Annotated in this window: 20 protein-coding genes; 3 read left to right on the top strand and 17 right to left on the bottom strand. The window is 63.6% G+C overall.

The features are described from left to right. Positions 1-20 precede the first annotated feature (20 nt). From PJL15_RS10010 to PJL15_RS09960, 11 genes are all read right to left on the bottom strand, one after another. On the bottom strand, positions 21-1,532 hold the full coding sequence (locus PJL15_RS10010) for a CoA-acylating methylmalonate-semialdehyde dehydrogenase (protein ID WP_281450996.1): 1,512 nt from the start codon (positions 1,530-1,532) through the stop codon (positions 21-23). Positions 1,533-1,574: 42 nt separating this feature from the next. Then, positions 1,575-3,500 (bottom strand): 3D-(3,5/4)-trihydroxycyclohexane-1,2-dione acylhydrolase (decyclizing), encoded by a 1,926-nt coding sequence (gene iolD / locus PJL15_RS10005; RefSeq protein WP_281451067.1) that lies wholly within the window; start codon positions 3,498-3,500, stop codon positions 1,575-1,577. A gap of 21 nt (positions 3,501-3,521) precedes the next feature. Continuing rightward, a complete protein-coding gene (locus tag PJL15_RS10000) occupies positions 3,522-4,484 on the bottom strand; it encodes a Cgl0159 family (beta/alpha)8-fold protein (protein WP_281450995.1) in 963 nt (320 codons plus the stop codon). Then, positions 4,481-5,500, bottom strand: coding sequence for a 5-dehydro-2-deoxygluconokinase (gene iolC / locus PJL15_RS09995; RefSeq protein ID WP_281450994.1), 1,020 nt, complete (start codon positions 5,498-5,500; stop codon positions 4,481-4,483). The genes PJL15_RS10000 and iolC overlap by 4 nt, the downstream gene beginning before the upstream one ends. 162 nt (positions 5,501-5,662) lie before the next feature. After that, on the bottom strand, positions 5,663-6,067 hold the full coding sequence (locus PJL15_RS09990) for a tautomerase family protein (protein ID WP_281450993.1): 405 nt from the start codon (positions 6,065-6,067) through the stop codon (positions 5,663-5,665). A 277-nt stretch (positions 6,068-6,344) separates the two neighbouring features. After that, positions 6,345-7,247, bottom strand: a complete 903-nt coding sequence (gene sucD / locus PJL15_RS09985; RefSeq protein WP_159703364.1) for a succinate--CoA ligase subunit alpha — start codon at positions 7,245-7,247, stop codon at positions 6,345-6,347. A 12-nt stretch (positions 7,248-7,259) separates the two neighbouring features. Beyond that, on the bottom strand, positions 7,260-8,429 hold the full coding sequence (gene sucC, locus PJL15_RS09980; RefSeq protein ID WP_281450992.1) for an ADP-forming succinate--CoA ligase subunit beta: 1,170 nt from the start codon (positions 8,427-8,429) through the stop codon (positions 7,260-7,262). Positions 8,430-8,693: 264 nt separating this feature from the next. Next, a complete protein-coding gene (locus PJL15_RS09975; RefSeq protein WP_281450991.1) occupies positions 8,694-9,392 on the bottom strand; it encodes a hypothetical protein in 699 nt (232 codons plus the stop codon). Between the two features lie 14 nt (positions 9,393-9,406). Beyond that, on the bottom strand, positions 9,407-10,843 hold the full coding sequence (locus PJL15_RS09970) for a putative Ig domain-containing protein (protein WP_281450990.1): 1,437 nt from the start codon (positions 10,841-10,843) through the stop codon (positions 9,407-9,409). A gap of 143 nt (positions 10,844-10,986) precedes the next feature. Then, positions 10,987-13,521: a DNA helicase PcrA gene (pcrA, locus tag PJL15_RS09965; protein WP_281450989.1), complete on the bottom strand. Its 2,535-nt coding sequence runs from the start codon at positions 13,519-13,521 to the stop codon at positions 10,987-10,989. Positions 13,522-13,635: 114 nt separating this feature from the next. Beyond that, the gene (locus tag PJL15_RS09960; protein ID WP_281450988.1) at positions 13,636-14,289 is read right to left on the bottom strand and encodes a response regulator transcription factor; all 654 of its coding nucleotides are present in this window, start codon (positions 14,287-14,289) and stop codon (positions 13,636-13,638) included. A gap of 88 nt (positions 14,290-14,377) precedes the next feature. On the opposite strand from PJL15_RS09960, the gene PJL15_RS09955 reads away from it, so the two are divergent. From PJL15_RS09955 to PJL15_RS09945, 3 genes are read left to right on the top strand one after another with little or no spacing between them, the layout of a single operon-like run. Further along, a complete protein-coding gene (locus PJL15_RS09955; protein ID WP_281450987.1) occupies positions 14,378-15,607 on the top strand; it encodes a sensor histidine kinase in 1,230 nt (409 codons plus the stop codon). After that, complete coding sequence (locus tag PJL15_RS09950) at positions 15,604-16,752, top strand: hypothetical protein (RefSeq protein WP_281450986.1); 1,149 nt, start codon at positions 15,604-15,606, stop codon at positions 16,750-16,752. Before PJL15_RS09955 ends, PJL15_RS09950 begins: the two co-directional genes overlap by 4 nt. Further along, positions 16,746-17,387: a LuxR C-terminal-related transcriptional regulator gene (locus PJL15_RS09945; RefSeq protein ID WP_281450985.1), complete on the top strand. Its 642-nt coding sequence runs from the start codon at positions 16,746-16,748 to the stop codon at positions 17,385-17,387. The genes PJL15_RS09950 and PJL15_RS09945 overlap by 7 nt, the downstream gene beginning before the upstream one ends. Here the strand turns inward: PJL15_RS09945 and PJL15_RS09940 are convergent. From PJL15_RS09940 to PJL15_RS09915, 6 genes are all read right to left on the bottom strand, one after another. Beyond that, positions 17,380-19,116, bottom strand: coding sequence for a hypothetical protein (locus PJL15_RS09940; RefSeq protein ID WP_281450984.1), 1,737 nt, complete (start codon positions 19,114-19,116; stop codon positions 17,380-17,382). The two genes, PJL15_RS09945 and PJL15_RS09940, sit on opposite strands and share 8 nt — an antisense overlap. Continuing rightward, positions 19,109-19,912 (bottom strand): septum formation family protein, encoded by an 804-nt coding sequence (locus PJL15_RS09935; protein WP_281450983.1) that lies wholly within the window; start codon positions 19,910-19,912, stop codon positions 19,109-19,111. The genes PJL15_RS09940 and PJL15_RS09935 overlap by 8 nt, the downstream gene beginning before the upstream one ends. Positions 19,913-19,991: 79 nt before the next feature. Further along, complete coding sequence (gene xrtS / locus PJL15_RS09930; protein WP_281450982.1) at positions 19,992-20,585, bottom strand: exosortase S; 594 nt, start codon at positions 20,583-20,585, stop codon at positions 19,992-19,994. A 5-nt stretch (positions 20,586-20,590) separates the two neighbouring features. After that, entirely contained in the window at positions 20,591-21,952 is a 1,362-nt protein-coding gene (locus tag PJL15_RS09925) for a glycosyltransferase family 2 protein (protein ID WP_281450981.1), read from the bottom strand. Between the two features lie 91 nt (positions 21,953-22,043). After that, positions 22,044-22,226, bottom strand: a complete 183-nt coding sequence (locus PJL15_RS09920) for a hypothetical protein (protein ID WP_281450980.1) — start codon at positions 22,224-22,226, stop codon at positions 22,044-22,046. Between the two features lie 40 nt (positions 22,227-22,266). Next, a complete protein-coding gene (locus PJL15_RS09915; protein ID WP_281450979.1) occupies positions 22,267-23,556 on the bottom strand; it encodes a choice-of-anchor G family protein in 1,290 nt (429 codons plus the stop codon). Positions 23,557-23,645: the final 89 nt, after the last annotated feature.

The raw sequence follows: 23,645 nt of genomic DNA, 5'->3' as shown, positions 1-23,645 counted from the left end.
TGTCTTTCTTCGGGAAGCTGCTAGTTGGAGGGGAAGTTGTAGGAGGCGCCGGAGGCGTGGTGGGTTTCGGGCCAGCGGGAGGTGATGACTTTGCCGCGGGTGTAGAAGGAGACGCCTTCGGGGCCGTAGATGTGCTTGTCTCCGAAGAGGGAGTTCTTCCAGCCGCCGAAGGAGTGGTAGGCCACCGGCACGGGCAGGGGCACGTTGATGCCCACCATGCCCACGGTCACGGAGCGCTGGAACTTCCGGGCCGCTGCACCGTTGGAGGTGAAGATCGCGGTGCCGTTGCCGTACGGGTTGGAGTTGATCAGCGCGATGCCCTCTTCAAGGTCGGCCACGCGGACCACGACCAGGACGGGGCCGAAGATTTCCTCGGTGTAGGCGGTCATTTCGGTCTTGACGTGGTCGATCACGGTGGGACCGACCCAGAAGCCGTCTTCGTGGCCGGGGACCACCAGGTCGCGGCCATCCACCACCATGGCAGCACCTGCTTGCTCTGCTTCGGTGACGATCCTGACGATGCGTTCCTTGGACGCGGGGGTGATGATCGGGCCCATTTCAGCGTCGGGTTCGGTGCCGTTGTTGACCTTCACGGCCAGGGCTCGTTCTTCGACCTTCTTGACGATCAGGTCCGCGGCGTCCCCGACAGCTACCGCGACGGAAATCGCCATGCAGCGCTCCCCCGCGGAACCGAAAGCAGCGGCTGCGAGGTGGTCTGCGGCGTTGTCGAGATCGGCGTCGGGCATCACGATCGCGTGGTTCTTCGCCCCGCCCAACGCCTGGACCCGCTTGCCGTGCTTGGTGGCGGTTTCGTGGACGTATTGCGCGATCGGGGTGGAACCAACAAAGCTGATCCCATCCACGTCCGGGTGGGTCAGGAGTCCGTCCACGGTTTCCTTGCCGCCGTGCAGGACCTGGAACACGCCATCGGGCAGGCCGGCCTGCTTCCACAGCTTGGCCAACAGCATCGAGGCCGAGGGGTCACGCTCGGAGGGCTTGAGGATGAACGCGTTGCCGGTAGCGATCGCCATCGGGGCCATCCACAACGGAACCATCACAGGGAAGTTGAACGGGGTAATCCCGGCCACCACGCCCAGGGGCTCGCGGAAGGAGAACACGTCAATGCCGGTGGAAACCTGGTCCGAGTAGTCACCCTTGAGCAGTTGCGGGATGCCACAAGCGAACTCGATCACTTCCAGGCCACGACCGATCTCACCCTTCGCGTCGGAGAGGACCTTGCCGTGCTCGGCAGTGATCAACTCGGCCAGCTCATCCACGTGCGCGGCGACCAGCTCACGGAACTTGAACAACACAGCGGTGCGCTTGGCCAGGGAAATATCGCCCCAGGCATCAGCTGCCTTGCGGGCCGCTGCAACCGTGGTGTTCAGGTCAGCCTCATTAGCCAGGCGCAGCTCGGCCGTGACCTGGCCGGTGGCCGGGTTGTACACAGGCTGGGTACGGTCGCCCTCACCCGTAGTCTCAACGCCGTTGATGAAATGGTGGATGGTGGTCAGTGTGGTCGTCGTCGACATGTGCGGACTTCCTTTGGTCTGTGGGGTCTGTTGAGCTGGGGATCAGCCGAGCAGCTTGCGCTGGCGGCTCTTGTGGTCGGTGTACGTCTTGTAGGCCTGCTGCGTGGATTCCAGTTCAGAGACTTCGGAGACTGGGACGTCCCACCACGACTCGGAGCTGGGGGCATCCAGCAGAGGATCGGACTCGACGTGGATCACGATCGGGCCGGTTTCCGGGGCAGCTTTGGCTTCCTTGATGGCAGCGCCGAGGGCTTCGATGACGTTCTCGCCCGGTTCGATCCGGATGACCTTCGCGCCGAGCGATTCAGCGTTCGTGGCGAGGTCGATGGGCAGGTGCTCACCGGCGTCGAAGCTGTGCTGTTCCTTGTCCAGGACCCGGTACTGGGTACCGAACCGCTGGGAGCCGAGGGATTCGGACAGGGAACCGATGGAGGCGTAGCCGTGGTTCTGGATCAGGACCACGATCAGCTTGATGCGTTCGGCGACGGCGGTGACCAGTTCGGTGTGCATCATCAGGTAGGAGCCGTCCCCCACCATGACCACCACATCCCTGTCCACACCACCGGCAGCGGCTTCGGCCAACGCTGCACGCTTCACGCCCAGGCCACCGGGGATTTCGTAGCCCATGCAGGAGTACGCGTATTCCACGTGGTAACCGAACGGGTCACGGACACGCCACATCTTGTGCAGGTCGCCCGGCAACGAACCGGCCGCGCAGATCACCACATCGTGGTCATCCATGGCCTTGTTCGTGACGCCGATGATCTCGTTCTGGGCTGGCAACGGCGTGTAACGGGTCTCGAAGGCCTCGTCCACGATCGCATTCCAGCGCTTCTTCTCAGCCGCGATCTTTTCTTCCAGGTCAGCACCCACGCGGTAACCACCCAGCGCTTGGTTCAGTTTCACCAGCGCCTTACGGGCGTCAGCGACGATCGGCAGGTGCGTGCCGTGCTTGTAGGCGTCAATCGCAGCAACGTTGATGTTCACGAACTTCACGTCCGGGTTCTGGAACGCTGTCCGGGACGCGGTGGTGAAGTCCTCGTAGCGGGTGCCGATTCCAATGATGAGGTCCGCTTCGGCTGCAATGGCGTTCGCCGCCGTCGTGCCGGTTGAACCAATGGCACCGAGGGAGAACTTGTGGTCCCACGGAAGGACGCCGACGCCTGCCTGGGTGTTGCCCACCGGGATGCCCGTGAGCTCTGCGAACTTGGCAAGTTCTTCGTGGGCGTAGGCGTAAAGCACTCCGCCGCCGGCGATGATCAGCGGACGCTTGGCGGCGCGGATGGCCTCCACGGCGCGGCGGATGTCGTCATCCTCTGCTTCGGGGCGGCGGATCCGCCACTCGCGCTCGGCCAGGAATTCCTCCGGAACATCGAACGCTTCGGCCTGGACGTCCTGCGGCAGCGAAATGGTCACCGCGCCGGTCTCGGCGGGATCGGTGAGGACCCGCAGCCCGTGATGGAAGGCGGAGAACAACTGCTCCGGACGGTTTACCCGGTCAAAGAACTTGGACAGCGGACGGAAGGCGTCGTTGACTGTGATGTCGTACGCGTACGGGAGTTCCAGCTGCTGCAGCACCGGGTCCGCCGCGCGGGTGGCGAACGTATCGCTCGGCAGCAGGAGCACCGGGAGGCGGTTGGTCGTGGCCAGCGCAGCGCCGGTGAGCAGATTCGAGGAACCCGGGCCGATGGAGGTGCTGATCGCAAACGTCTGGCGGCGGCGGGTGTGCCGTGCGTAGCCGACGGCCTGGTGCACCTGGGCCTGCTCATTGCGGCCCTGGTAGTACGGCATGATGGTGGGATCCGCGGCCTGGTACTGCTTCAACGCCTGCCCAACACCGGCCACGTTGCCGTGTCCGAAGATACCGAACGTGCCAGGAATCAGCCGCTCGCGGTACTCCACGCCATCGATGGAATCCACGGTGTACTGCTTGGACAGGAATTCGACCACAGCCTGCGCCACGGTCATCCGACGGGAAGACATCTGTTCTTACTCCGATACTTTCACTGGGATTCGGGCATCAGCGCCGTTCTGCGCCGCAACGGCGGGCACTGGCGAAGTGTTGTTCAGCAGCGAGGCGGCTGTTGCGACGGCACCTGCCACGTCGCCGTCGTGCGGGTACAGCAGCGTCCGTCCGACCGTCAGGCCACGCACGCCGGGCAAGGCGAGTGCTGCCTGCCAGCTCGCAAAGACTTCCTCCTGCGTTCCGGTGGGGTCCCCGCCCAGGAGCACGGTGGGCAGTGTTGTGGAGGCCATGACGCGCTCCATCTCGTCCACCACCGGGAGCTTCATCCACGTGTAGGCGCTGGTGGAACCCAGGCCCTCGGCGATCCCGACGGACTTGATTACTGCGTCCGCGCGGAGGTCGTTGCGGACCTTTCCGTGGGAGTCCCGCACAGAGAGGAACGGCTCCACCATGGCAATTAGCTTGCGCTCGGCCAGGGAATCAATGGCCTTGGCTGTGGCTTCAAGGGTGGCTACCGTGTCCGGGTCGCCCAGGCAGATACGGGTGAGCATTTTGCCGCCGTCCGCGCCGAGGGCTTCCAGGGCCGCTGCAGTGTGGCCCGTGAACCGGTCATCGAACTCGTTGACCAAGCCCGCCAGCCCACCACGGTTCATGGAACCGAAGATGAGCTTGCCCTCGAGCGCACCAAGGAGCAGGAGGTCATCCATGATGTCCGGAGACGCGAGGATACCGTCCACTGCCGGGTTGGCCAGCGCGATCTGCAGGCGATCCAGAAGATCGCGGCGGTCCGCCATGGCCATCGGCTCGGAGCCGACTGCCAAGGCGCCGCGGGCCGGGTGGTCGGCGGCGACAATGAAGTTTTGCGTGCCGTGCTTGAGGCCAGGATGACGACGGCGGGTGGCAGCTGCGCGGGCAACAGCCTCCGGGTCCTCGAGCCGGATCCGGCTCAGGTGCTCGTAGCGGCGGGGATCATCGTTGAGGCTCAACGGACGGCTCCTTCTGTAAGGGTGGCAGCCGCAACGGAAGCACCGGGGATGGGACGGCCGCGTTCGGCGAGCAGCGAGGTAACCTCATCCGGCGTCGGCATTGCATCCGCGCAGGAGACACGGGAGGCGACGATGGCACCAGAGGCGTTCGCGTAATCCAGGACCTCGGACAAGGGCCAGCCGGACAGCAGTCCGTGGCAGAAGGCCCCACCGAAGGAGTCGCCGGCGCCGAGTCCGTTGACGGTTTCCACCGGCACTGGCGCGGACACCACGCGTTCCGTGCGGGTCTTTGCCATGACGCCTTCCGCGCCAAGTTTCACCACGGCGATCTCGACGCCGGCGGCCAGCAGGCGGTCGGCCTGCTCATCAGGGGTTCCTTCGCCCACGGCGACGGCGCATTCCTTGTCATTGCCGATCGCGACGGTGACGTGCGGGAGGATCTTTGCAACCTCGGCGCGGGCTTCTTCTTCGGAAGCCCAGAACATGGGCCGGTAATCGAGGTCCAGGATGGTGAACTGGCCTTCCTTAAGCCCGGTCCGGGGACGGGCCTGGTGTGCGGCGATGTGCGCGCTGCGGCTGGGTTCCTGGCACAGGCCGGTGACCGTGGACCAGAAGATCCCCGCCTCCCGGATGGCGTCCAGGTCCAGCTCTTCGGCTTTGATCTGCAGGTCCGGCGCCGAGGGAAAGCGGCCGTAGAAGTAGAGCGGGAACTCATCGGTTGCCGGCTTGATCGCGCAGAACGTCACAGCCGTCGGGTACTGCGTCACCGGAGAGACGAACGAATCGTCAACGTTGAACTTGTGCAGTTCGCGGTGCAGGTACTTCCCGAAAGCGTCATCGCCGGTCCGGGTAATGACTCCCGTGCGACGGCCATGGCGGGCGGCAGCAACGGCCACGTTGGAGGGTGAACCTCCGAGGTATTTGCCGAAGGACGTCACGTCCTCCAAGTCCACTCCGATGTCATTCGGGTAGATATCAACGCTGATGCGCCCGATCGTGAGCAGTTCGTGGGTCACGGTGATCGTTGACCTTTCTCTTGTGAACTCTGAACCTTTGAGCGCTGGGCCCCAATGCCTTGCCACCCCTCAGTGAGCGGGGCCACATGACTACTTTGCACCAGATTTCATGTCCTGTCAAAGGTTTGTACTGACATATTTACAACATGACACAGACTGCTTTTATTTGGCCGGAACTGCCAGTTCTCCGGTGACATACTGGCTGCGCCCGAAGCCGAAGGACCAGTCCCCTGGAGTGTTTTCCACGTAACCGACAAAGACATCCCTACCGTCGACCCCCACACTGGCCAGGCCGGTTGCGATGGCTTCGAACAGTGAACTCTTGGCTGCCTGGCTGCGGCCGCCCTGAGTGAAGATCTGGATCATGACCACGCCTGCGGAGCGCTCGAAACCCAGCCCCGCATCCTGCGCCACGATCTGGCCCGACGGGTGCTCCGTGAGGATGTGGAAGTAGTCCCGCTCCGGGATCCCATACTCGGAAAGGATGGCGTCATGGATAGCGCGGCTGATCCCGGCCAGCTCCTCGGGCGAACGGCCCTGGTTTACGTCGATTCGTACAAGCGGCATTGCGATCCTCCTGAAGTAGTTTGTCCTGACATACTAACAAATAATTGCAACGCGGGGTCATTTATGGCCCATGTTTGGCGTCAACATGGGCCATAAGTGACCCCGGGTTGCTCGGGTGGCGGGGGTGCGCACACGCGCTTAAAGCACGACGGCGGCCCGGTACCTTCCGTGGGGAAGGCGCCGGGCCGCCGTCGTACTTTAAACAGCAACGCGGGGTCACTTAGGGCCCATGTTTCCTCTCGGAATGGGCCCTAAGTGACCCCGCGTTGCTTTGGAGCTAGAGCGTTGCGAAAACTTCGCGCAGCAGCTTGGCGGTCTCGGACGGCGTCTTGCCGACCTTCACGCCTGCAGCCTCGAGGGCTTCCTTCTTGGCCTGTGCGGTACCAGCGGAACCGGAGACGATGGCGCCTGCGTGGCCCATGGTCTTGCCCTCAGGAGCGGTGAAGCCTGCCACGTAACCGACAACCGGCTTGGTGACGTTTGCCTTGATGTAGTCAGCGGCACGCTCTTCTGCGTCGCCACCGATTTCACCGATCATCACGATGGCCTTGGTCTCGGGGTCAGCCTCGAACGCAGCCAGGGCGTCGATGTGCGTGGTGCCGATGACGGGGTCGCCACCGATGCCGATCGCGGTGGAGAAACCGAGGTCGCGCAGTTCGTACATCATCTGGTACGTCAAGGTACCGGACTTGGACACCAGGCCGATGGGGCCCTTGCCCGTGATGTTCGCCGGGGTGATGCCAACCAGGGCTTCGCCAGGGGTGATGATGCCGGGGCAGTTCGGTCCGATGATGCGGGTGATCTGCTTGCCGTCGGCGTCCACCTTGGACTGGGCCAGTGCCCAGAATTCGGCGGAGTCCTGAACCGGAACGCCTTCGGTGATGACCACGACGAGGCCGATTCCGGCTTCGATGGCTTCAACAACGGCGTCCTTGGTGAATGCCGGCGGAACGAAGACGATGGAGACGTCCGCGCCGGTTTCAGCGATGGCTTCCTTGACGGTGCCGAAGACGTTGATTTCCTTGTCGCCGTGCAGGACCGTGGTGCCGGCCTTGCGGGCGTTGACGCCACCAACAATGTTGGTGCCGGCCTTGAGCATCAGGGCGGTGTGCTTGGTGCCCTCGCCGCCGGTGATGCCCTGAACGATGACCTTGGAGTCTTTGTTGAGGTAGATAGACATTGTCGCGTCCCTTTACTTAGCTGCGTTGGCGAGCTCGGCGGCCTTGTCGGCGCCCTCGTCCATGGTGGCGGCCAGGGTTACCAGCGGGTGGTTGGCCTCGGTCAGGATGCGGCGGCCTTCTTCAACGTTGTTGCCGTCGAGGCGAACAACCAGCGGCTTGTTCGCGGAGGAACCGAGCTCGGCAAGTGCACCGACGATGCCCTTTGCCACAGCGTCACAAGCGGTGATGCCACCGAAGACGTTCACGAAAACGCTCTTGACCTGGGAGTCGCCCAGGATGACGTCCAGACCGTTGGCCATGACCTCGGCGGAAGCTCCACCACCGATGTCCAGGAAGTTGGCCGGCTTGACGTTGCCGTGGTTTTCGCCTGCGTAAGCAACGACGTCGAGGGTGGACATCACAAGACCGGCGCCGTTGCCGATGATGCCTACTTCGCCGTCCAGCTTGACGTAGTTGAGGTCCTGCGCCTTGGCCTTGGCCTCGAGCGGGTCGGCTGCGTCCTTGTCCTCCAGCGTTGCGTGGTGAACGTGGCGGAAGTCGGCGTTCTCATCCAGGGAGACCTTGCCGTCGAGGGCAACGATGTCGCCTGCGCCGGTGCGGACCAACGGGTTGACCTCAACCAGGGTTGCGTCTTCCTTCTTGAAAACGTCCCAGAGCTTCAGAATGACGTCGGCGACCTTGCCGCGCAGTTCTTCAGCGAAGCCTGCAGCTGCGACGATCTCGTCAGCCTTGGCCTGGTCGATGCCCACAGCGGGGTCGATGGCGATCTTGGCCAGGGCCTCGGGACGCTCGACAGCAAGCTGCTCGATTTCCATTCCGCCTTCAACCGAGCACATGGCCAGGTAGTTGCGGTTTGCGCGGTCCAGGAGGACCGAGAAGTAGAATTCCTCGGCGATGTCCGCACCCTGGGCGATCATCACCTTGTTGACGGTGTGGCCCTTGATGTCCATGCCCAGGATATTGGTGGAGTGCTCAAGTGCCTCTTCGGCAGTCTTGGCAACCTTGACGCCGCCGGCCTTGCCGCGGCCACCAACCTTAACCTGTGCCTTGACGACTGTTACGCCGCCGATCTTCTCGGCAGCTGCCTTCGCTTCTTCAGGAGTGTGCGCCACGATGCCGGCGAGCACGGGTACACCGTGCGCTTCGAACATATCGCGCGCCTGATATTCAAACAGGTCCACGGTTTAGTGTCCTTCTACGTCGAAGTAGTTTTCTGTTCAGCCGGGAACCGCGATGACCGCGATAGCCAGCTGCGGAAAGTACGCGGTAACAACCAGGATTGAAGCCGGTCACATTGCGTAAGGTCCTCTCGGAACTTTAGCCCTTTGAGGAGTCCCGCCAGCTACACACTACCTGTTAAGTGAGTAACCTTACACTTCTATCGCATGTAGAAAAACCGCATAATTACGCGGTTTTTGCCCTCATCGACGGCGATACCGAGGTGATCAGAAGCCTTCCTTCAGGCTCCCGCGGACCGTCTTGCCGCCGTCGGAAACCAGCTGGTAGCCCTCGCGGCTGACAAAGAACGCCACGCCACCTGAGACGTTTCCGCAGGCAACGCCGCCGTTGTACGCCGAGCACCGCAGGCCGTTTCGTTCAATGTTCTGTCCGTCGGCCAACTCGCGAAGCTTGGAAATGGGGCCGTTGCGGCTGCCCTTTGGCCCGAACTCCGACTCCATTTGTGTTACGCCGGAACGACATGCGCCGTACACAGCCTTGTCGGGCGACAGGAGTGCCGTGCCGCCGAGATAGCCCAGCCCGGTACCGGCGCAATCATCCACCATGTCATCGAGCTCAGGTTTGGCATAGGCGCCAAGCTCGCAGTGAACCACCGGCACCACGGCGAACTTGTTGTTGGCCGCGTTCGAGTACGTGTTCGGCTCGTAAGGCAGGTTGAGGTGGCCGCCCCTTGACGACGTCATGGCGCACACGATGTTCCGGTCCGCCGCGATGAACGCGGTAACGTCGTCACCCGCAGCCAGGGTGGTGGGATCAGTGACAGGAGCCTGCTCCAGTTGCTCCAAGGGCGGCAAGGGGGCAGGCGGAACGTAGTCTGGGTCCTTGGTGGCGAAGGAGCAACCCGTGGTTAGAACCAAGAGCACGGCAGCAAAAATCCCCAAAACAGTCCCTCGCATGCCACCCATTATGCCGTGACGGTTCAGCCGCCCCCGCCACGGCGCCGGCGCTGGCGGGCAACAGCAGCAGCGAGCAGCGCTCCCACTATGAGCAGGCCAGCCGATGTTCCTATCAGCGCCTGGAGGCTTCCTGTGCGGAGGCCGGTCGCCGCCAATTCAGCATCCGACGCCGACACCAAAGCCCCTGCGGGCAGCACCACTGCCTGAGGTGCTGGAGCCTGCACCGCCACGGGCGGATCCACGACGGCCGGCGGCTGTTCGACCGCGGGCGGTCGGGTCGCCAGAACCGTCACGACGGTGGAGAAGATCCCTTGGTTGTACAGGCCGGAGTCACTGAAGTACACCGAAACCTGGAAGCTACCGACTCTCTCGGGTATGCCGTGCAACACTCCATTTTCATCAATGGTGAGCCCGTCCGGTCCTGGATCATGCCACCATAGGCTGCCGGCCATATGACGCGGTGTCGCCCACCAAAAGCGATACGGTGCCACGCCCCCGGTGACGGAGGCGATCTTCGCCGAATACGGTTCACCCAGGACCGCGACCGGCACCGCGAAGCCCGTGGACTGTGGCGCCGAGGCCCGTACAGTCAACGTAAACTCCGCATCCACGGACTCATAGAGGTCTGTTGCCCGCAGCGTGAATTTGTACGTGCCCGCGACAGTTGGAGTACCCGATGCGGCGTTCTCCCCCCACGACATTCCCGGAGGGAGTGCCCCGGAGACAACGGCGGTGGTGAAGGGCTGGGCGCCGGCTGTTCTGACCCAGACGCCCTCCTGGTACCAGGCTCCCACCACACCGTCAGTGAACTTGTCTGTGTCCGTCACCGTGTCGAACAGCGGTATTGCATAGTCGAAGAAATCGATCGCGACTTCCTGCTCCACGAATTGCGCGGGCTCTGACGAATCTGTCACTGTCACCGGCATCCGAAAGTATCCCTGCTGGGTGGGCATCCCCGTGAACCTGAGGGTGTCCGGGTGGAACGTCAACCCGGGAGGGACGTCACTGACAGTCACTGTGTAGGGCGCAGCTCCGCCGGAGATCACCAAAGGCGCGTCGTACGCTTTGGTGAGGTACCCCCGGTCCACGTAACGCCGCACTGTCAAGGGATCGGCCGCTTCCACGGTCGCGCGCGGTTCCGTGACGAGTGGCTCAACGGCCGGCGGCTGCGCTGCCGCAACGCCAGCACTCGGCGTCGGTTCAACGGTGGGCGCCGGCGTCGGGGTTGACGTCGGCGCGGGTTCCGTCGCCGGAGGAGTAGCTTCGACGCTGGCATTCGCAGTGACGGCCGGCGCTGTTGCGTTGGCCGTGGGCACTGGAGACGTCGCAGGCACGGGAGGCTCCGGATTCGCTGTCCCACGCGGCGCAAACTGCAGCGCCAACGCACTGGCCAAAGCCCCCGCCAGCACTACCCTCGCAGCCTTGACAGCTATTCCACGTTTCCCAAAACTGGCGCCCATGCGCGTCCTCCCCCACAGGAATGCAACCTTCCGGACGCATTGCAAAGTGGGCAACAGGATGACGTCGACCCCCAATGCAACGCCCCGTCAGTCTAGGGGTGGCATCCATTCATGACAATGGCTGCTGCGGAACTTCACAGCATTTAAGCGTCCAGCTTTGTCAGCGGCGCGTAACGCAACAGCAGGCGCTTCTCGCCGACGTCGAACTTGACCTTGGCGACCGTCTTGTCACCCGCGCCTTCGACGCCCAGCACCACGCCGTTGCCGAAACTAGTGTGGTTGACCTTGTCCCCCACCACCACGGAAATGACTTCCTTTTGCGGCTGCACCCTGTTGCGTGCGACGGCGGCCGGCACGTCGGCGTCGAAACCTGCGGTTGGACTCGCGGCCACTCCGCGGGAGGTACCGGCGCCCCAGAACGAACCACCGTAGCGGTTCGAACCGATGGGAGCACTGCCCCATCCGCCCGCTTGGCGGCTCATGCCTTCACGCTTCCATTCCACGAGTTCGGACGGAATCTCTTCCAGGAACTGGCTTGCAGGGTTGTACTGGCTTTGGCCCCACATGCTCCGGACCTCCGAACGAGTGACGTAGAGCCGCTTCCGGGCACGGGTGAGCCCTACATAGGCCAGCCGGCGCTCCTCTGCGAGTTCCTTGGGGTCCGTGGCCGAACGCTGGTGCGGGAAGATGCCGTGCTCCATGCCGGTAAGGAACACCACCGGGAACTCCAAGCCCTTGGCGGTGTGCAAGGTCATCAGCGTGACAACGCCCATGCGCTTGGCTTCTGCCACGGCGGCATCAATGTCCGCGCCGGGTGCATCCGGGATCTGGTCGGCATCAGCCACCAGGGAAACCTGTTCCAGGAACTCGCCCAGCGAGCCCTCCGGGTTGTCGCGCTCGTACTCGCGGACCACGGCCACCAGTTCAGCGAGGTTCTCCACCCGTGATTCATCCTGCGGATCGGAGCTGGCGCGCAGTCCGGCGAGGTAGCCCGTCTGCTCCAGGACGGCTTCAAGGGCTGCAGCCGCGCCAGAGCCGGAGGCTACTTCCGCAAGGTCGTCAAGTAGCTTCACAAAGCCCAGAACGGCATTGACCGAGCGCGTGGCCATGCCCGGCGCCTGGTCTGCCCGGCGCGCCGCGGCCATGAAGGACGTTCGTTCGCGTTCGGCAAGCGCGGCCACCGCACCTTCGGCACGGTCACCGATCCCGCGCTTGGGTTCGTTCAGTACACGGCGAAGATTGACGTCGTCGTCCGGGTTCACCAGGACGCGCAGGTACGCCAGGGCGTCCTTGATTTCCTTGCGCTCGTAGAACCGCGTTCCGCCAACAACCTTGTACGGCAAACCAACCCGTACCAGTACGTCTTCAATGGAGCGCGACTGTGCGTTGGTCCGGTAGAAGATGGCAACGTCTCCCGGACGAAGGCCTTCCTCGTCCTGCAGGCGGTCGATTTCCTTGGCGATGAACTGGGCTTCGTCGTGCTCGTTCTCCCCCACGTAACCGATGATCTTCTCGCCGTCGCCTTCGGCGGTCCACAATCGCTTTTCCTGGCGGTTGGGGTTGCGGGAGATGACCGAGTTGGCTGCACTGAGGATGTTCTGGGTGGAGCGGTAGTTTTGCTCCAGCTTGATGGTGCGTGCGTTCGGATAGTCGGCTTCGAACTCCACGATGTTCCGGATGTCCGCGCCACGGAAAGCGTAAATGGATTGGTCGGAGTCGCCCACCACCGTGAGTTCGCTTGGCTGGACGCCGGTATCGGTTCCGAGTCCGACGATTTCGCGGACCAGCGCGTATTGGGCGTGGTTGGTGTCCTGGTACTCATCCACCAGCACGTGCCGGAACCGGCGTCGGTAGGACTCCGCGAGCGCCGGGAACGCCCGGAACATGTAGACGGTCTCAGCGATGAGGTCGTCGAAGTCCATGGCGTTGGCTTGGCGCAGGCGTTGCGTGTAGCCCTTGAAAACCTCGGCTACCGCTTGGTCGAAGGGGTCGTTGTAGTTCGCCGAGGACGAGTAGGAATCTGCATCGACGAGCTCGTTCTTGAGGGCCGAGATTTTGTGCTGGATGGCCTTGGGGGCGAACTTCTTGGGGTCCAGGTCCAGGTTCTTGGCCACCAAGGTGATCAGCCGCAGGGAGTCAGCGGAGTCGTAGATGGAGAAGTTCGAGTTCAGGCCCACGTTCGCTGCCTCGCGCCGCAGGATGCGGACGCAGGATGAGTGGAACGTCGAAATCCACATGCCCTTGGCCCGGGGCCCTACCAACGCTTCAATGCGTTCGCGCATCTCTGCCGCTGCCTTGTTGGTGAAGGTGATGGCAAGGATTTCGCCGTGGTGGGCCCGTTTGGTGGCGATGAGGTAGGCGATCCGGTTACTGAGTACGCGAGTTTTGCCGGATCCGGCCCCTGCAACGATGAGCAGGGGACTTCCGGCGTGTTTGACCGCTTCTTCCTGCTGGGGGTTGAGCCCTTGAAGCAGGGCATCCGCCGACGGCAGCCCGGATGCGCCGGAGTTGCCCCATCCTCCCGAGGCAGGGGTGTCAGGCCTGCCTTCGCCACCCTCCTGAAGGCGGGCCCCCGGGGCACCACCACCTGAACGCGAAAGCTCCGGGGCAGCCTTGACTGCGGCCTTGGTGCCTGCTTTGAAGGGTCCGTCTGCGTAGGGGTCAAACAACATATCCATGGTGCCTACCAGTCTAGGCGGTGCCCCCGACACTATTGGGCGGTGCGTCCACAGCCCTAAGTCCAGTCCAGCGCCAGTCCAGCGCCAGTCCAGCCCGCACCGAACCACCGAAAGCTACTGCCGCGGGTCCTCCAGCAACCACCCTGCGGCGGTGAGCCGCTCACGAAGTCCCAGCCGCGTCAGCGGTTCGGGGCCGTCCTGGAACTTCCGGCGCACCGATGCCAGATGTTTCTTCACACCGTCCACGGAGATGCCCAGCAGTTGTGCCGTCTCTGCCATGGTCCCGGCAGCTCCTCCAAGGTAGACGGACACCACCTGGTGCTCGCGCGCGGACAGTTGCGGTTCGCCCAGCCCGGCGTCCATGGCGGCGGCGACTTCGGGGGTGATGTGTTGCAAGCCTTGCGCAGCGCGCCTGAGCGCGGTCTCCACCACGCTCGCGGGGGCAGTCTTGGGGATATACGCCAGGGCACCCGCCGCCATTGCCTGGCGCATGACGGCCGGATCAAGGACTGAACTGCAGACCACCACCTGCGGCCCGGAAGAGAGGATTGCCTGGATCTTGGCGCGCAAGGGAACCTGGTCGCCCAAGAGGACATCGAGGATGACGACGTCGGACAAGGCGCCCAAGCGGGCGGCAGCCTCGGCCCAGGAGGTGAACCGGCCCACCACCCGGATGCCCGTGGTGTTGTCCTGCAGCCATTGCGAAAGTCCCTCAAGGAGGACCGCGTGGTCTTCGACAATGTCCACTTCAATCGTGGGTTGGGACACCGGGTATCGCAATTAAATCGGTCCTCCCCACATATGATTCTGCCTAAGTCGTCATCATATTCGGACGACACGTTTTGGGGAGATATTCATGGGGGCATGGATAACGCGGCTGGCAGCCCGCCGGCCTGCGTTGGATCGCTCGGACCTGCTGGCCAGGTCCGGGACAGTGATGAGCTTTGTTTTCCTGGCTGCCTCCTGGCTGTATCTGTTCCCCATCATGGGCGGCCCCCTGTGGCACCGGGTACTTGCCTGGGCAATCGTCACGGTGCTGGTTTTATGCCTCGCTGTCATGCTGCTGACCGATGTTTGGCCGCTTCGGCTGGTGATTGTGTCGGGCTTGATCGCCTTGTCCGAACTCCTGGCAGGCGTCAGCTACCGCCACGATTCGGATTCGCTGCTCCTGGCCCACAGCCTGCTGATTGGTGCCAGCTCCACGGTGGCGTTGTCCTTGCGGGGTACGTGGCAGTCGGGCGTCTATACCGCGCTGCTGGGCATCCTGGTGTTCGGGCACACCGTAACGACATCAATCCTGCACCGCCTCGGTCCCACCACTTTTTTGATTCTCGTGGGATTCTGGCTCATCATGCTCGCTATCCGTCACTCGGCGCCCAGGGCCCTGGATGTCTTCATGCGCGACCAAGCCGTGAAGGCGGAGTCCCTGGCGGCCCAAACAGTTGCCCGGGACAGAATCAGTGCCGCCTCGCAGGATGCCCGGCACCTTCACGACACCGTTCTGCGGGGACTGACGCTCCTGGCCCGCGGAGGTGCCGGTGTGGCCCCGGAAGACTTACGGAGCATGTTCGCCACAGGAGCGTACGACGACGACGGGCCTGGGGTCCGGAACACCGGCACCACTGCAGTGGACGCTGGGGAGGACGAACAGCAGGCGACCATCGGCGCCGGAGGCCGCCTCGCCGTCGTCGAGCCTTCCACCGCAACCGAGGTGGCGTCGTTACTGAGGGCGCGGGCCCGTGAACACAGCCGGAGTGGTTTCTCTGTGGACGTGTTTGGTGAGGGCGGCTCGTTGCCTCCGGACGTCATGCTGGCGATGGCTGACGCAGCTGGCGAGTGCATGGTCAACGCGGCCCGGCATGCCGGGAGCGACCACGTGGATGTGTTGATTTCCCGGACAGGTCCCTTGGTGTCGGTCCTCGTCAGCGATGCGGGCTGTGGGTTCGACCCCGGGTACCTGCCGGCGGAGAGTTTCGGTGTGAGGCATTCGATCATCGAGCGGATGGAGCAGGTAGGCGGAAGGGCCCGGCTGTTGTCGACGCCGGGTCGCGGAACCACAGTTGTCCTTGAGGTAGAGGCAGCATGAGCAGGGTCTTTCCGGCAGTACCCGGAATTGCGACCGGACCGCTTTTCCTGTCCCGGAGCGTTCTTGTCACTGCCAGCGTGACGCTGTGGATGTTCTCGGCCATTACCCAAATCGGATCCTTTGACGGGAGCAGCCTGGATCGTTCAAGGCTTGCTGCGGTGGCCTTTGACCTCTCGGGCTGCGGCGTGGCCTTCCTGGCGTCCGCGCCCATGACGCCCCGGCGGCATCTTCCGTATTACCGTGCGCTCTGGCTTGCCACGTCCATGGCATCGGGCGTCATGACGGCACAAGTGGTGACGCTGGCCTCGGGCTACCTCGCCCTCGCCTTCAACGTCATGCTGGGCACGGCCTTGGTCTTCCTGGTAAGCGTGCGTTGGGACCTGATGGGTTTCATGCTCCTGACTGCTGCCAACTCCTTGCTGAGCAGCATCTACTACGCCGCCACTCCCCGGTTCGGATCCGGGGAGGGCCTGCTGATCTTCTTCATCACCCTGGTCCCCGGACTCTTGGGAGCTTTGATCGTGGTGGGCATCCGGAGCCGCATGGCAGAACAAATTGCACGGCATTCCTCCCAGGCCCTGGCCGAGCTGACCCAGCAGGCTGATACCCGTGCCTCGGCCCACAGCCAGGAGTTATCGGCCACCCATCATCAGATCCAGGAGCTGTTTGCCAGGGCGGCCCGGAGCGAAGGCCTTTCGTTGACTCCGGGCCTGGCGGAGGAGGCCCAACGGCTCGCGGCCAGGTTGCGCACCCAGTTGCTGGTGGCCCAGACCAGCAACTGGTTCAACGAGTCCTTGGTATTGGCTGGACTGGATGCCAGGGTGTCTGTGGCAGCGCAGCCGGATCTTTTGCAGCGTGTCCCCCAGGCCCAGCGTCCCGCCCTCTTGTCAGTCACCATGCTGCTCGCCACCCCCGTTCACCATCCCGGACAGCAAAACGTCGAAGTGCCACAGCGGCTGCATGTGTATGTGGAACCCGATGTGGAGGAGCAGTTGCTGATTACGTGGCGGGTGACCCTCCTCGATCCCGTCCGTTGCACGCCCGCGTTGTGGAGCGAGATCGAATCGCTGGGAACCCCGCGCGTTCAGACCGATCCCGGAGGAGCAAGCGTGATGGTCCATGTAAAGGCGCCCAAATTATGGTGACCCGGCTGATGGTGGTGGACCAGCACCAACTGATGATCGACACTTTGGATGCCTGGCTGCGCAGCAACGCTCCTGACCTGGTGGTGACGGCGGGCTTCATTTCTGTTCCCAGCCAGCTCCAACAGGAGGCCTTGGCAGGACTATCCGTCACGGTGGCGGTCCTTGGCACTCTGGACCACCGCGCAAACCTGATCCCGGCGGTTCGACAATTGGTCCAGGCCGGCCTGCGCGTGGTGGTCCTGGCAACGGCTCTGGACCGTTGGGACGCCGGCGCTGTGCGCTCTGCGGGGGCCTTGGCTTACGTCCCCAAGGCAGCCGGGCCGGAACACACCGAGATGGCAATCCGTGCAGCCGCGTCCGGCCAGGAATATCTGCATCCCGATGTCGCTGCCGGCACGGAGGGTCGGACGGCAGCGCGCATCGCTCTCTCACCCAGGGAGCAACTGCTCGCCGAACTGTACCTGGGAAGCGATGCCTTGTCCGTCCGGGGGGTTGCCGACGCCATGGGCATCAGCGAACAAACCGTCAAAGCGCATCTTCACCGGATCCGGCAGCGCTATGCCACCGCAGGCATCAAGCTGGGCAATGTCATCAGCTTGCGCAAGCAACTCAGCATCGATGGCTGGATCAGCTGACAGCTCGCTGTGCCCTGGCCCGGCGCCCTCTGCGCTTCTGCGCCAAGGCCTTCCCCGGATCCGAGGCCAGGATACTGATCAAAGCCACCAGCAACGGCACGCATAGTGCGGCCACGAAGCCCGCGATGATCATGTTCTTGTAAATCTCGCCTTGCCCTCCGTTGAGCATGACGGCCCAGAACTGCAGCCAACCTCCGAGTACCAGGATGACCGCCAAACGCCCCACGGCGCTTCGCTTCCGGAAGGAGACCGCAAGGCCAAGCAGAAGCGTCACCAGTTGCATGCCGACAAACGCCACGGGAGCAGCTTTGAGGCCGCTGAACAAGCCCAACACCGCGGGGAAGCGCCGCTCCTTCTCATAGGGGCCGTGTTCGCTGCCTTCAAGGTAGGAGCCAACGTAGCCCAATTCCGGCGTCAGCATGGCAGTGATGCCCCGTTCGCCCATGGTGACGAGGCGTTCGGGATGTGTGGCGTAAAAACCGACGATCTTGCCCAGGCTGATTTGTTCCTGGAACTGTAGGTAGCGCGGGTTGTAAACCGCCGAACGCGGTGAAGCGATAGTGGTATCCATGGCATTGATGAAACCCGGATCCAACCCCAACCAATCGAGGTCCGCTTCAGGGGTGGGGCTGTACGGAAGAAGCTCTACGAAGACGGCGTTGTAGAGGTTTACTTCGGAGAAACGCTTTGGTTGGGCGTTGAGGAAGGCCACGGAAAACGCTGCGAGGAGCAGTACCGCCGTCGCAGGCAGTACCAACGCGCGCCAGCGCGGACGTCTCCTGCCGGCGTCGGCCAATGGCGCGTCACCCTGGGAAACGTCGACGGCGACCGGCCCGCCATCCGTTGTGCCCCGCCGCCAAGGCTGCCAGAGCAGCGCAAGGGCGATGACCGGCAGCCAAGCCACCATCTGTGTCTTGGCCGCAAACGTAAAGGCCGTGGCAAGGACAACCAGCAGCAACGCAAGCCAGCGCGGACCCCGCCCATTCCAGTAGTTCAGCAACGCCACCGATACCGCCAGGATCCCCAGGAAGGCCGCGGGCTCACTGTAGGGCGAGACGAAGAAGTCGGCGAAGACACCATCCGCCATCACTCCGGTGACCAGCGCCGCGATGAGGAGGCGGAACCATGTCCGCCCGGGCAGCACGTTGATCAGGGCCGCGATCAGCAAGCCGAACACCACGCAGCAAACGATGCCCACGGCGCGGGTATCCAAGCCAGGTCCCCAGCCCAGCAAAGGCGTCAACAGTTTCCCGAGCCACAGGAACAGCAGTTGCGACGAGTAATAAGGTTCCCCGGTGCCGTTGGCGCCGCATCCTTCGCCGAAGAACTGGTGCGGAACCCAACCGGGATGAATGTATTTGGTGAACCCGGCGTAGTCCCAGGGCCGCTGGTTCATGACTCCCAGGGAGCACACCAGGCCGTGTCCGTCTCCCTGGTCAGCCATGCCCACGGGTTCCGGTATCAGCAACCGGATCACCATGATGGCCGCCGACACCAGTCCGGCGATCATCGCCACGCCAGGGACAGAGCCCAACGTCAAGGGGCCGGGGCCGAAGGTCCGGGCAAGGTATCGTGCCAGGCTGCCAATTGGCCGGGCCCTGGTTCCCTTTCGGCCGCGCACCGGAGCCGGGGCAAAGGTTGGGGAGGCTTCCTGTGCTTCCTGGGTTGTCTGCACAACCCCGTCGACTTCGCGGAGTTGCGTGGCATTTCCGGATCCGTGTTCAGCCATTGCTTGCCACTCCCCCGGTTTCAGGCACGCGCACTTTAGGCGTTCGCTCCGGTGCCAGGCTTCCTGTCACCAAAACCGGAGACTGGCCCGGTGCCAACACTTCCGTGGGCGCTACGGCGCACCGGACAGTCCGGGCAGTGCCCACGGTGCGGATGATGGGCTGGACAACAATGCCAGCCGGCATGTTTTCGATAGAGAGGAACTCCAGGGCGTAGGGAAGGCAGCGTGCCTCGCGCTCCGCAGGCGTTGCCAGTGAAGCATCCTGCGGAATCCAGGCACTGATGTCCTCTGCCGTGTGGGGTTCGGAGCACGGCACATCGATACCGTCTTCGGAAAGAACGCCGTCTTTGGCTTCCTGCCGGTAGCAGAGCCTTACAGCGGCGGAGTTCGGTCCGGCCAGGGCTCCCTTCAGGTCGAAGCCGGTCTCCTGCGGAGTTCCGTCCTTGTCCGTCACCGCAACGTCACAACGTACGGCGCGACTCCCTGCTGCCCAGTCGTCCCGGCTTGGGAAGTAGCTGGTGACCGCCAAGCCGATGGTTCCGTCCCTGTCGGATGCCGAGAGATATCCGCGGAGGGCCTCCACGGTGCACAGCGTTTTCCCGGCAGCCTTGAGTTGCTGCTGGTTGGGGCGTACTTCCAGGCTCGCCAAGGGCCCCGAAAGTTTTGTCACATGGAACGTTTGGGTGGTGTGCGACCCTGCACACGCTACGGACGGGCTGGATTCGCTGGTGGCGTCGTACTCTTCGGGAGAGAGCACTGCATGGCATAGCCCGGTTTCGGGGTTTGCCGTGCCCACACCCGGATTTCCTTGATCGCAGGCGGCAAGTCCGCCAGTTAACACCATTGCGGCCAGGACTGCCGCTGTTCGGAACGGGCTACGAGGACGCACGCCGGCCCTTGCCGCGGGACGCTGCACGGTCTTTACGGACGACGGCGGCACGCACCAGCACGATGATGGCGGCCACGAACCCGAAAATCACCACGAAGGACCCCAGGAAGTGGTGCATGAGGTCGAATCCCTGCTGGCCCCAACTTTGCTGGGCGGCAGCGATCATGAAATAGCGGGTGGCGTTGCTCAGGCACACGATAACGAGGGCGATGATGGCCGCGGGCATGAGCCGCGATACGGGAATCCGGCCCATCAGGAACAAGATCCCGGCCAGGCCCGCGATCGGTGCAAGGAGGACCGCACTGGAACAGAGCCCGGTGACTTGGAGGGCGAACGGCTGGCCACCGCCCACGTTGTGGAAGATGATGTCGTCCACGCTGTAGGACGCTCCGCCCAGGACGCCGTCGAAAATGACGGACATAAGCCAGGCTTCGGCGGACCGGATGTGCTCTTGCTGGAGCATGGCCGCCGCAGCGGCCGCGATGAAGACAAGTCCGATGAGGCCCCCGCCACGGGCCTTCCGTACGGGGATTGCCCGCGGTCCTGTGGGGACGCTGATGTTGCCGGCTTGGGCGCTCATGGCCACTACGCTTCCTTCGCTAGGAGTTTGACGTCTGCTTCCTGGTTGCGGCGGGTCTTTGCCCATCCCTGCCGACCCGTGATGAGGCGGTAAGTGGCCCTCAGCACGGTGACATAGTTCTGGTACATGTACAGCCAGTAGCCAAAGCCCCAGAGGACACCGTGCATGAAGTTCTTCTCAGGCGTGACCTGCTTCCGGTACACCAAACCCCACAAGGCAAAGGGCAGCACGCCCGTGGCGAAGATCAGGGGAATGATGAACCAGGCCGCACTGATCCAGGCACCGAAGCTGCCCATGGTCAATGAGCCCTGGGCCACCATGGTGATGAACAGTGTGGGCCACAGGACCAGTCCAAGGATCTGGATGAAGGGCTGGACCAGGAAGTAGCTGGATTCGATCGCGCCGACGTTGCTGAAGTAGGGCGACTCGAAAATCCGCTTCAGGTAGACGCTGCACTGCATGCCTCCGTGGCACCAACGCGTGCGCTGCGTGAGGAGGCGGCGGAGGTCCGGCAGTGCTTCCTGGGCAACGTGGGTATCGTGCATGTAGACCGTCTTGTAGCCGCCAAGCATGATGTGGATGGCGAGCTCGTAATCTTCCAGGAGGGCGCCATGCCATGGCTGGCCGGACGTTTTGGCAATCACATCCAGTGCGGATAACCGCGTGAACTGCCCGTTTCCGCCCAGGCCAACCGTCAGCGTGTGGCGTCGAAGTGATTGCATGGCCGCGATGGTGGTCCGGAACTCCATGTCCTGCATGAGGACCAGGTACCGTCCGAACGACTTCCTGAAGCGCTGCCTTCCCGTACCGCCCTCAAGGGCGGGGTCCTTCAGGTTGGACATCCAGACGGCGGTTTGGGCGGCGCCCACTTCCGGGTCGCCGAACGCGAGGGGACCAGCCGCCTGACGGAAGGCATTGTCAGCCAGGTGACCATCGGCGTCGACCACCAGGACGATCACGGAAGAACGGTCGACGTCGGCGGGGAGCCAGGCGTCCAGCGTACGGTAGGCGGCGTTGAGTGCGTCTCCCTTGCCGGTGCGCGCCAGGGGTCGCCGGCGTCGCACAAGGTGGATCAGGGGGTCGGACACTGATGCGGCATCGACGATGTCCGCGGTGGCGTCGTCGCTGTCGTCATCGACAACCCAGACGTGTGCCTGCGGGAATTGCCTGCGCAGCAATGCAAGGGTCTCGCTGATGACCACTTCCTCATCCCGGCACGGAATGAACACATGCCACGAGTACGCGTCGGGATCGCCCTCGGGGTCGGGTTTGCGCCGAAGGAAGGGCACCAGAATCACCAGGATGTACGACAGAAACACCACCAGGAGCACGAAAGCCAGTGCCTGTGCGGATTCGAGTACCGACATTTAGTTCCGATGTTCGGGGCTTGGCCTGAAAGGCCCAGGGGAAAAATTGGGATGGCGGGACGGCCCGGTGAGGGCCGCCCCGCCGATGGTATTACGGGTTGGGATCTGTTCCCCGCTTTGCGGCTTTGAGCCTGCTGTTGCGCAGGACCACAAAACCGGCAATCAGCAAGGCAACCCCCACCAGGATGACCCAACCAAGGGTTGGGGCACCGGTGACAGCCAGCGTGGTACCGCCGGCGGCCGTGCCGCCTGCGGTCCAGTTATTGCCGTACATTGACAGTTCTCCTTTCGCCGTTACCTGGTCGCCGGGGCGATCAGGCAGCAGCTACCGCGGTGCGGCGGCGCGAGCGGACGAACAGCCAGGTGAGCAGTGCCAGGAGGGCCACGCCACCGCTGATGGCCATGGTGTCGGTGTTGACCAGCGGGATCGCCGCTGCGTCAAGGTTGGGTCCGACAGTTGCGTTGGCGAGGTTGACCGTGGCGATGGAGCCGCCGGCAACAGCGATCTGCAGGGCGCGCTGGGTAAAGGCGCCCGACGGTGCGGTTTCCTGGACGTTGACCTTGGCCGAAACCAGGGCTGTCAGTGCGGTGCTCAAAGGAGCCACGACGCTGGAAGCGACTGCGCCGGTGACACCGTTCAAGGTTGTGCTCAGGAGGGCCAGGGCCGGTCCGGCCGCGATCTGGGCGATGGGGCCGAGGCCGTTCACCGCAGTGGTGGCGGTTGCCAGCGTGCTGCTCACAAGAGAGGTCAGCTTGTTGGCAACAGCCTGCGGGAGGAAGGAAATCAGGTCGGTTCCGGCGGGCAGGGAGTTCAGGTCTGCAACGCCGGCAACGGCCAGAAGGTCTGCCTCGGTGATGGAGATGGTGCCGCCGGCTACCGGGTTGGCCACCGTGACGCCCAAGGGGGTCAGGACGGCGTTGGCGGTGTTGATGGCGGTGCTGATGGTGCCTGCGACGCCGCCGATGACCGTGCCGCCAACTTCAGCGGAAACGCCGGCCAGTGAGTAGGCTCCCTGGGGTGCTGAGCCCTGGTCCTTCTTGGCTGCTGCCGCGAGGGTTGCCACCTGAAGGTTGACGTTGACCAGGTCGGTGCCGCCGAGGATGGCTGCAGTGCCGAGGCTGACGCGGGCTGCCGGGATGGACGGGTCGCCGTTCGACGGAAGGCCGGCGGGCAAGGTCACCAGACCGGGAGCGCCGCTCACGGTACCGGAGAATGCTTCCGAGGAACCGTCGTTGACGGCCTTGCCGTACTGGCTGACAGCGCCAACCTGGATGATGCCGTTGTTCTGGAGCAGCGGAATGTTGCCCGCGCCCACATTCACGACGCCGAACACGGCGCTGAGGTCCAGCGGAGTGTTGTTTTCAATGACTGCCGGTCCGCTCGGCGGTGTGCCGATCTGCTGGGCAGTCGCTGCGCCATTGGATGCGAGGCTGGCGAAGTTTGGAAGTGCCAGGACAGACCCGTCGATGATCTGTCCGCTGCCCACCGAAATAACATCGGTGGGTGCTGCGTTTGCGGCCGGCGCGGCCACGAGGCCGATCGCCAGTGCCGATACGGCGGTGACGCCGACGGCTGTGGGCCACAGCTTGCTCTTGCTGTTCAAGTATTCCCCCTTGCGAACGCTGCAGGACAGGGCTGTTCTGCAGCTGAGACTGCGAGGGGCAGGCGCCCCCCGGTGCAAAATAACAAGGA

It is taken from the genome of Paenarthrobacter nitroguajacolicus, from assembly GCF_029952445.1.
Lineage (GTDB): Bacteria > Actinomycetota > Actinomycetes > Actinomycetales > Micrococcaceae > Arthrobacter > Arthrobacter nitroguajacolicus_B.
The sequence above is the reverse complement of the archived record's forward strand: the minus strand, read 5'-3'. Positions and strand labels throughout refer to the sequence as shown.